This window comes from Mycolicibacterium xanthum, assembly GCF_019710635.1.
Classification (GTDB): domain Bacteria; phylum Actinomycetota; class Actinomycetes; order Mycobacteriales; family Mycobacteriaceae; genus Mycobacterium; species Mycobacterium xanthum.
Window position 1 is genome coordinate 1 of record NZ_JAIFZS010000110.1, and the last position, 8,036, is coordinate 8,036.

Annotated in this window: 7 protein-coding genes, 1 pseudogene and 1 riboswitch; of the genes and pseudogenes, 1 reads left to right on the forward strand and 7 read right to left on the reverse strand. The window is 68.3% G+C overall.

The features are described 5' to 3' along the window. Nucleotides 1-146: 146 nt before the first annotated feature. The 5 genes from JDV09_RS26115 to thiC all read right to left on the reverse strand — a co-directional run bounded on the left by JDV09_RS26115 (nucleotide 147) and on the right by thiC (nucleotide 5,404). The gene (locus tag JDV09_RS26115) at nucleotides 147-1,634 is read right to left on the reverse strand and encodes a flavin-containing monooxygenase (RefSeq protein ID WP_221372034.1); all 1,488 of its coding nucleotides are present in this window, start codon (nucleotides 1,632-1,634) and stop codon (nucleotides 147-149) included. 30 nt (nucleotides 1,635-1,664) lie between these two features. Further along, the gene (locus tag JDV09_RS26120; RefSeq protein ID WP_221372039.1) at nucleotides 1,665-2,345 is read right to left on the reverse strand and encodes a DUF4190 domain-containing protein; all 681 of its coding nucleotides are present in this window, start codon (nucleotides 2,343-2,345) and stop codon (nucleotides 1,665-1,667) included. Nucleotides 2,346-2,370: 25 nt separating this feature from the next. After that, nucleotides 2,371-3,000 (reverse strand): alpha/beta hydrolase family protein, encoded by a 630-nt coding sequence (locus JDV09_RS26125; protein WP_221372035.1) that lies wholly within the window; start codon nucleotides 2,998-3,000, stop codon nucleotides 2,371-2,373. After that, nucleotides 2,994-3,833 carry a bifunctional hydroxymethylpyrimidine kinase/phosphomethylpyrimidine kinase gene (gene thiD, locus JDV09_RS26130; RefSeq protein WP_221372036.1) on the reverse strand — a complete coding sequence of 280 codons (840 nt, stop codon included), beginning with the start codon at nucleotides 3,831-3,833 and terminating at the stop codon, nucleotides 2,994-2,996. Before thiD ends, JDV09_RS26125 begins: the two co-directional genes overlap by 7 nt. Next, on the reverse strand, nucleotides 3,830-5,404 hold the full coding sequence (gene thiC / locus JDV09_RS26135) for a phosphomethylpyrimidine synthase ThiC (RefSeq protein ID WP_221372037.1): 1,575 nt from the start codon (nucleotides 5,402-5,404) through the stop codon (nucleotides 3,830-3,832). The genes thiD and thiC overlap by 4 nt, the downstream gene beginning before the upstream one ends. Further along, nucleotides 5,396-5,505: riboswitch (TPP riboswitch) on the reverse strand. It overlaps the preceding gene by 9 nt. Nucleotides 5,506-5,663: 158 nt before the next feature. Here thiC and JDV09_RS26140 point away from each other — a divergent pair. Beyond that, a complete protein-coding gene (locus JDV09_RS26140; RefSeq protein WP_255606078.1) occupies nucleotides 5,664-7,385 on the forward strand; it encodes an MFS transporter in 1,722 nt (573 codons plus the stop codon). Here the strand turns inward: JDV09_RS26140 and JDV09_RS27670 are convergent. After that, nucleotides 7,382-7,735 carry a DUF7715 family protein gene (locus tag JDV09_RS27670; protein ID WP_443678040.1) on the reverse strand — a complete coding sequence of 118 codons (354 nt, stop codon included), beginning with the start codon at nucleotides 7,733-7,735 and terminating at the stop codon, nucleotides 7,382-7,384. The two genes, JDV09_RS26140 and JDV09_RS27670, sit on opposite strands and share 4 nt — an antisense overlap. Further along, a pseudogene (locus tag JDV09_RS26145) lies at nucleotides 7,681-8,036 on the reverse strand (HNH endonuclease signature motif containing protein); the annotation flags it as partial. The pseudogene JDV09_RS26145 and the gene JDV09_RS27670, both read right to left, overlap by 55 nt.

The following is an 8,036-nucleotide window of genomic DNA, read 5'->3' on the forward strand; positions in this document are numbered from 1 at the left end:
GAACTCACCGAAGCCATCACCACCTGGGCCGCCCACTGGAACACCGACCCCAAACCCTTTATCTGGAAGGCCACCGCCGAAGACATCATCACCAAAGTCCAACGCGGCCGCGCCACCCTCCACCAGATCAAAACGCAGACAGACCACTAGCTGATCTGGTAGTCGCTGACCGGGAAGCCGGAGGCCTCCCGGATCGCCGTCCTGGTCGACGTCGGCCGCAGCAGCGAGGGTTCGCCCGCGGGGTCGTAGTAGTAGGACCGCGCCGAGGCGCAGTGGCCGACGGTGAAGATGGAGTCGCCGAGCAGTTCGGTCATCCGGTCCAGGTAGCGCGTGTTGGCGTCCTCGGTGATCTCGAATGTCGTCGCACCCAGGCGCTGCAACTCGCCGAACAGCCGGTCCATGTGCCGCATCTGGTACTCCATCGTGTTGAAGAAGTTCAGCCCGAGGAAGGCGTACGGACTGGCCAGCGACAGGAAGTTGGGGAAGTACGGCATCGAGACACCCTGGTAGGCCTGGAAACGGGTCTCGCGCCACCACTTTCCGAGGTTGCGTCCCTCGCGGCCGATCACCTCGATGGCCGGGAAGTTGGCCTCCCACAGGTCGAAACCGGTGGCCAGCACCAGGGTGTCGATGACCGTCTTGGTGCCGTCATGGGCGACGATCCCGTCGGCTTCGATGCGGGCGATTCCGCTGTCCTGCAGGTGCACATGGGGCTTGGTGAACGTGCGGTAGTAGCTGTTGGAGAATGTCGGGCGCTTGCAGCCCAGGTCGTAGTCCGGGGTGAGCCGGGCGCGCAGCCGCTTGTCGCGGATGGTGGCGAACCGCTGCATCTTGGCCAGATCGCCCGCAGTGATGTTGAACCGTCCCCGGGTGACGCGGTAGTGCACCACGCCCACCCACACCATGAACTCGTAGATCGCGTCGGTGACGGCCCTGATCATCCGCTGGGTCAGCGGGATCCGGGCGAACAGCCGCTTGGCGGGCTCGGGAAACCGGATGTCGGCCTTGGGCACCACCCAGATCGGCGTCCGCTGGTAGACCGTCAGGTCGGCGGCCTTCTTGGCCAACTCGGGGATGAGCTGCACCGCGGTGGCGCCGGTGCCGATGATGCCGACCCGTTCACCGGTCGGGTCGTAGGAGTCGTCCCAGGCCGCGGTGTGCACGACCCGTCCCTCGAACGAGGTCATGCCGGCGATGTCGGGGACCTGCGGCTGCGACAGGAAGCCGGTCGCCGTGATCAGGAAGCGGGCCGACTCCGTCTCGCCTCCGGCCAGCGCGACGCGCCACAGCTTGGCGTCCTCGTCCCAGCGGGCACCCTCGACGACGGTGTTGAACCGCATGTGCCGGCGCACGCCGTACTTGTCGGCCACGTCGCCGGCGTACTGCTTGATCTCGCCGCCCGTGGGGAACAGCCGCGTCCAGTTCGGGTTCGGTTCGAAGAAGTAGGAGTAGGTGGTGGTGGGGACGTCGACCGCCAGGCCCGGGTAGTGGTTGACGTGCCAGGTGCCGCCCAGGTCGTCCTCGCGGTCGAGAATGACGAAGTTCTCGTAGCCCATCCGCTTGAGCTGGATGGCCGCGCCGATCCCGCCGAAACCGGCTCCCACGATGACCGCGTCGTAGTGCTCCGAAGTCATGGGTAGACGGTACCCGAGGTCCGGGCGAACTCAGCCCTTGATACTGCCCGCGCGCGGCGGGTTCAGCGTGGCGATGCAGGTCACCGCCCGGTCACCGCCGGCCCAGGTCGCGGGTGTGGGGTAGAGCACATACAGCTGCACCGAGTCGTCGGTGATCGACGACGGCGAGTAGCGGGCCAGGGCGGGCGCGCATCGGTTCTGGTACTCCTCGACCGCGGCGGTTCCCGGGAAGTCGCCGTCGGGCATCGTCAGCACCGCGAACACCTCGCCGGCGTGCGGCTGTGCGCAATCCACGGTCTTGACCATCAGCACCGTCCCGGTGTCCGGGATCTCGGCCAGACAGTCGCCGAAACCGACATCGGTCGCGGTCACCCGGTCCTTGCCGGCCACCCCCACGACGATGATCACCACGACGATGACGACCGCCCACACCGCCGAGAGCACGATTCCGGCGATCGCCATACCGCGTCCACTGCCGTACTCCTTGGCCTTCGTCAGCCCGATGACGCCGCAGATCAGGCTGACGAGGACGCCGCCGACGACGCCGAAGATCAGCGAGACGATCGCCCACCAGTTGGTTCGGGGTGCCGGTGCGTACGGCTGGCCGCCGGGCGCGTTCTGATAGGGCAGCGGCGGCGGGGGCGGCGCACCGTAGGCCGGGTACGGCGGGCCGTATCCGTACCCGGGCTGGTCGGGCGGCACGGTCACCAGCCGACGATAGCAGCGAAACCCGTGCTCAGCGGGTGTCGCGAGGTGGGCGGCCGAGCAGGTGCAGCGCCGCGTCGACGGCCAGCGCGGGCACGTCGAGCGTCTTGGAGCGCAGGTCGTGGCGCGCGCCGGTGATCTCGACGATCGCGGTGGGTGCGTCGATCAGCGCCGCGGCGGGCTGCAGTTCGGCGATGCTGCCGAACGGGTCCGCGGTCCCGTGGGTGAACACCGTGGGCACCGTGATGCGCGGCAGATGCCCGGTGCGGGCGCGCTCCGGCTTGCCGGGTGGGTGCAGCGGATACGAGAACAACGTCAGCACGTCGAGGTTCAGGTCCGGGGCGGCCATCGAGGTCAGCCGTCCGCCGTAGGAGTGTCCTCCGGCGATCACCGGTCCGTCGGCCAGCGCGCGGATCACGGTGACCGCCTCGACGATCCCGGCCTGGTCGGCCGCCGCCGATCCGGACGGTGGCCCCTTGGGGCGGCGTCGGCGGTAGGGCAGGTCGTAGCGCACCGCCAGCCAGCCGCGCCTCGCCCACTCGTCGCACACCGCGATCAGCATCGGCGATTCCCGGCTCCCGCCGGCGCCGTGCGTCAGTGCCACCGTGCCGTGTGGATCTCCGGCCGGCTCGTGTGCGACACCGGCGATGTCGTCTAGCATTCGCCGAGCCGGAACAGCGGCGACACCGGGCCGTGGCCGTGGCCCAACGGGTATGCCGCACGCAGGCATTCGGTGACCCAGCCCTTGCCGAACGCGACCGCGTCGGGCACCGGATAGCCGTGCGCCAGGGCGCTGGCGATCGCCGCCGCCAGCGTGTCACCGGCGCCGTGGTCGTGTCCGGTGTCGATGCGGGGCGAGTCGAATTCGTGAAAGTCGGTGCCGTCGAACAGCAGGTCGGGACTCTGCGCCGAGGACCGCAGATGCCCGCCCTTGACCAGCGCCCACCGTGGGCCGAGGCCGTGCAGCGCCCGCGCGGCGCTGTGCTGGGTCTGTGTGTCGACGACGTCGATCCCGGTGAGCAGGCGCACCTCGTCGAGGTTGGGGGTGACCAGCGTCGCGAGCGGGAAGAGCCGGTCTTTCAACGCATTCAGCGCGCTGGGGTGCAGCAGCGGATCGCCGTGCATGGACGCGCACACCGGATCGACCACCAGCGGGACGTTGCCCGCCAGCCCCTGCGCGGCCCAGGCATCGGCGACCGTCTCGATGATCTCCGACGACGCGAGCATGCCGGTCTTCGCGGCCTGCAGCCCGATGTCGGAGGCCACCGCCTCGATCTGTCCGGCGATGACGTCCACCGGGATCTCGTGGAAACCCTTGACGCCCAATGAGTTCTGTACGGTGACCGCGGTGACCGCGACCAGCCCGTGGATGCCCAGCAGGGCGAAGGTCCGCATGTCGGCCTGGATACCGGCTCCGCCGCCGGAATCCGAGCCGGCGATCGTCATCACACGGAGCGGCGTCTGACCGGGCGGGGTGAGCGGCAGGAACGTCACGACGGCACCACCGGCAGGTAGACCTGGTTGCCGTGTTCGGCGAACTCGCGTGACTTGGCCGCCATCGCGTCGCGCACGTCCTGGGTGATGCGCATCGAGCAGAACTTCGGTCCGCACATCGAGCAGAAGTGCGCGGTCTTGGCCGGTGCGGCGGGCAGCGTCTCGTCGTGGAACGCCCGGGCGGTGTCCGGGTCCAGGGACAGGTTGAACTGGTCGTCCCAGCGGAACTCGAAGCGCGCCTTGGACAACGCGTCGTCGCGCTGCTGCGCGCTGGGGTGGCCCTTGGCCAGATCGGCGGCGTGCGCGGCGATCTTGTAGGCGATGACCCCGTCCTTGACGTCCTTGCGGTTGGGCAGGCCGAGGTGCTCCTTGGGGGTCACATAGCACAACATCGCCGTGCCGGCCTGCGCGATGATCGCCGCGCCGATGGCCGAGGTGATGTGGTCGTAGGCTGGTGCGATGTCGGTGGCCAGCGGACCCAGTGTGTAGAACGGGGCCTCCTCGCAGAGCTCCTCCTCCAGGCGCACGTTCTCCGCGATCTTGTGCATCGGCACATGGCCGGGTCCTTCGATCATCACCTGCACGCCATGGGATTTCGCGATCGCGGTGAGCTCGCCGAGGGTGCGCAGCTCGGCGAACTGCGCGTCGTCGTTGGCATCGGCGATCGAACCGGGCCGCAGGCCGTCACCCAGCGAGAACGTCACGTCGTAGCGGGCCAGGATCTCGCAGAGTTCCTCGAAGTGGGTGTAGAGGAACGATTCCTGGTGGTGGGCCAGGCACCAGGCGGCCATGATCGCGCCGCCCCGCGACACGATGCCGGTCACCCGGTCGACGGTCAGCGGGATGTGGCGCAGCAACACGCCCGCGTGCACCGTCATGTAGTCGACACCCTGTTCGCACTGCTCGATCACGGTGTCGCGGTACAACTCCCAGGTCAACTCGACCGGATCGCCGTTGGTCTTCTCCAGCGCCTGGTAGATCGGCACGGTGCCGACCGGCACCGGCGAGTTGCGCAGGATCCACTCACGGGTCAGGTGGATGTCGCGGCCGGTGGACAGGTCCATGATGGTGTCCGCGCCCCAGCGGGTCGCCCACACCATCTTGTCGACCTCCTCGGCAACCGACGACGTCACCGCCGAGTTCCCGATGTTGGCATTGACTTTCACCGCGAAGGCCTTGCCGATGATCATCGGTTCGGATTCGGGGTGGTTGTGGTTGGCCGGGATCACCGCACGGCCGCGCGCGACCTCGTCGCGCACCAGTTCGGCGGGCACGCCTTCGCGTTCGGCGATGAACGCCATCTCGGCGGTGATCTCCCCGGCCCGCGCCCGCTGCAGCTGGGTGCCGCGGTCTCGAACGATGGGCCGCGGTGGCAGCCCCGCGTCCAGGTCGATGACGGCTTCGGCGTCGGTGTACGGCCCGGACGTGTCGTAGAGGTCCAGGTGTTCGCCGTTGCTCAGGTGGACCCGCCGGAACGGCACCCGCGCGCCGTCGGGCAGCACGCGGTAGTTCTTCGCGCTGCCCTGGATGGGGCCGGTGGTGACGGATGGTGCGACAGGGGCACTGGTCATGTTCGCTCTCCCTACGCCGGCATTACCCGGTCAGGTTCGTACGGTCGACGGGCCTACCCGTCCTCTCAGCGCGCTCGGTGCGCGCTCCCGCGTGTTGACGGTTGCCACGCTAGCGCAGCACGCGGGCGTGGGGAACAGGCGCTCGCCTGGAATACGAATTGCCCACAGTTGATTTGTATAGCTAATATATGTTTTTTGTGTGTGAGGGTGATGCGAAGCGATGACGACCGATATCGAGCCTATGGACAGTTCGGCCCCGATGAGCAGTGACAGCGCCGCGGAACAGACCGCGCGGCGCCGCCGTCGCATCGACCACGATCACCCGCGCTACAAGTGGATCGCCCTGTCCAACACGACGCTGGGCACGCTGCTGGCCGCGGTGAACGCCTCCATCGTGCTGATCTCGCTGCCCGCGATCTTCCGCGGCATCGGACTGAACCCGCTCTCGCCCGGCAACATCAGCTACCTGCTGTGGATGCTGATGGGCTACCTGGTGGTGACGGCGGTGCTGGTGGTGCCGTTCGGTCGGCTCGGCGACATGTACGGCCGGGTGCGCATCTACAACATCGGCTTCGCGGTGTTCACCGTGGCGGCGATAGCGTTGTCCTTCGACCCGTTCCACCTCGGTGGCGGCGCGGTCTGGCTGATCGTGTGGCGGGTGGTCCAGGGCGTCGGTGGCGCGATGCTGATGGCGTCGTCCTCGGCGATCCTGACCGACGCGTTCCCCGCGAATCAGCGCGGGATGGCGCTGGGCGTCAACATGGTGACCGCGGTAGCCGGCTCGTTCCTGGGCCTGCTGGTCGGTGGCGTGCTCTCCGAGTGGCACTGGCAGGCGATCTTCTGGGTCGGCGTCCCGATCGGGCTGCTCGGGACCGTCTGGAGCATGCGTTCGCTGCGGGAGCTCGGGGTGCGCACGCCCGGCCGGCTGGACTGGGCGGGCACCATGACGTTCGGGATCGGGCTGACGGTGCTGCTGATCGGCATCACCTACGGCATCCAGCCCTATGGCGAGTCCACCACCGGATGGACCAACCCGGTGGTGGTCGGCGCCATCGCGGCGGGCCTCGGTCTCTTGGTGGCGTTCTGTTTCATCGAGCTGCGGGTCGAGCAGCCGATGGTCAACATCCGGCTGTTTCGGTCCACCGCGTTCGGTATGGGCAACCTGGCCGGGCTGATGTCGTCGGTCGGCCGCGGCGGCCTGCAGTTCATGCTGATCATCTGGCTGCAGGGCATCTGGTTGCCGTTGCGCGGCTACGACTTCGAGTCGACCCCGCTGTGGGCGGCGATCTACATGCTGCCCATCACGTTCGGCTTCCTGATCGCCGGGCCGGTCGCCGGTGTGCTGTCCGACCGGTACGGAGCACGGCCGCTGACCGTCGCCGGGATGGCGCTGATGGCGGCCTCGTTCGTCGCGCTCGTGATGATCCCCGTGGACTTCGACTACCGGGTGTTCGCGCTGCTGATCTTCCTCAATGGGGTCGGAGGCGGGATCTTCACCGCACCGAACACCGCGGCGATCATGTCGAGCGTGCCGCCGGCCGAGCGCGGCGCGGCGTCGGGGGTGCGCGCGACGTTCTTCAACGCCGGGTCGTCGCTGTCGATCGGCATCTTCTTCTCGCTGATGATCGTCGGGCTGGCCAACACGCTGCCGCAGACGCTGAGCAACGGTCTTCAGGAGCAAGGGGTTTCGGCGTCGGTGGCCCAGCACGTCGCGGAGCTTCCGCCGGTCGGCAGCCTGTTCGCGGCCTTCCTCGGGTACAACCCGATTGCGGAGTTGCTCGAGCCCTATCACGCGCTGCAGCAGCCCGGGGTGAACGCCGAGGTGCTGACCGGTCAGACGTTCTTCCCGCACCTGATCATCGAGCCGTTCCACGCCGGCCTGACGGTGGTGTTCATCGCCGCCGCGGTGATGATGCTCATCGGGCTGGTGGCGTCGCTGTTCAACCCGGGCCGCTACGCCGAGATCGTCGAGAGCGACTAACGGTGGGCCGCGCAGGAAGAAGTCGTCCAGCTTTCTGGTGATGATCGCCCCGACGGGTAGTTGCGCGGCGATCTCGAGATTGTCCTCGGCGACATGGTTCTGAACGCCAGGACGACGTCGTCGCGCGTCATCGCGGATTCCGCCATTGCCGTGGTGGTCGCCCGGTGTGACGCGGCACCGGCGGCTCCGCGTCCAGGGCCACAGCCGACACAGTGGTTGTAGTCGTGTGGTTGTCGTCGTCGGGTCTGGTTCCCTGCGTAAAGCGCGTTGCGACAAGTATTGTCACGAGGCTGTCCTAGAACGGTGGGGGTTCGTCGGGGTCGTGGGGCGTCATCGGTGGGGGTTGCCAGTCGGGTGGCAGGGTCTCGGGTTCGTAGGGTTCGTTGACGAAGGCCATGAACGGGCTGGTGGAGGGTTTGACGCTGGGCGGGCAGCCGTGGAACAGCGTGCGGTACCAGCGGGCCCGGTTGCGCCATGTCCGGTGGGCGGTTTCCGTGCGCGCCTCCCGGTTGCGGTAGCGGTGGTACTCGGTGTGGGGCAGATGCTCGCGCAGCCGCTTGCGGGCGGCGGCCACCCGGGCACGGTCTTCGGGCCGGCGCCGGGCCAGCCCGGGGAACAGGTCGGCGCTTGCCGGGGCGGTGCGGTATTCGT

Coding starts and splice junctions, on each gene's coding strand:
- JDV09_RS26125 (WP_221372035.1), bottom strand. CDS start 3,000: ATGCTAGACGACATCGCCGGTGTCGCACACGAGCCGGCCGGAGATCCA.
- thiC (WP_221372037.1), bottom strand. CDS start 5,404: ATGACCAGTGCCCCTGTCGCACCATCCGTCACCACCGGCCCCATCCAG.
- JDV09_RS26115 (WP_221372034.1), bottom strand. CDS start 1,634: ATGACTTCGGAGCACTACGACGCGGTCATCGTGGGAGCCGGTTTCGGC.
- JDV09_RS26140 (WP_255606078.1), top strand. CDS start 5,664: ATGAGCAGTGACAGCGCCGCGGAACAGACCGCGCGGCGCCGCCGTCGC.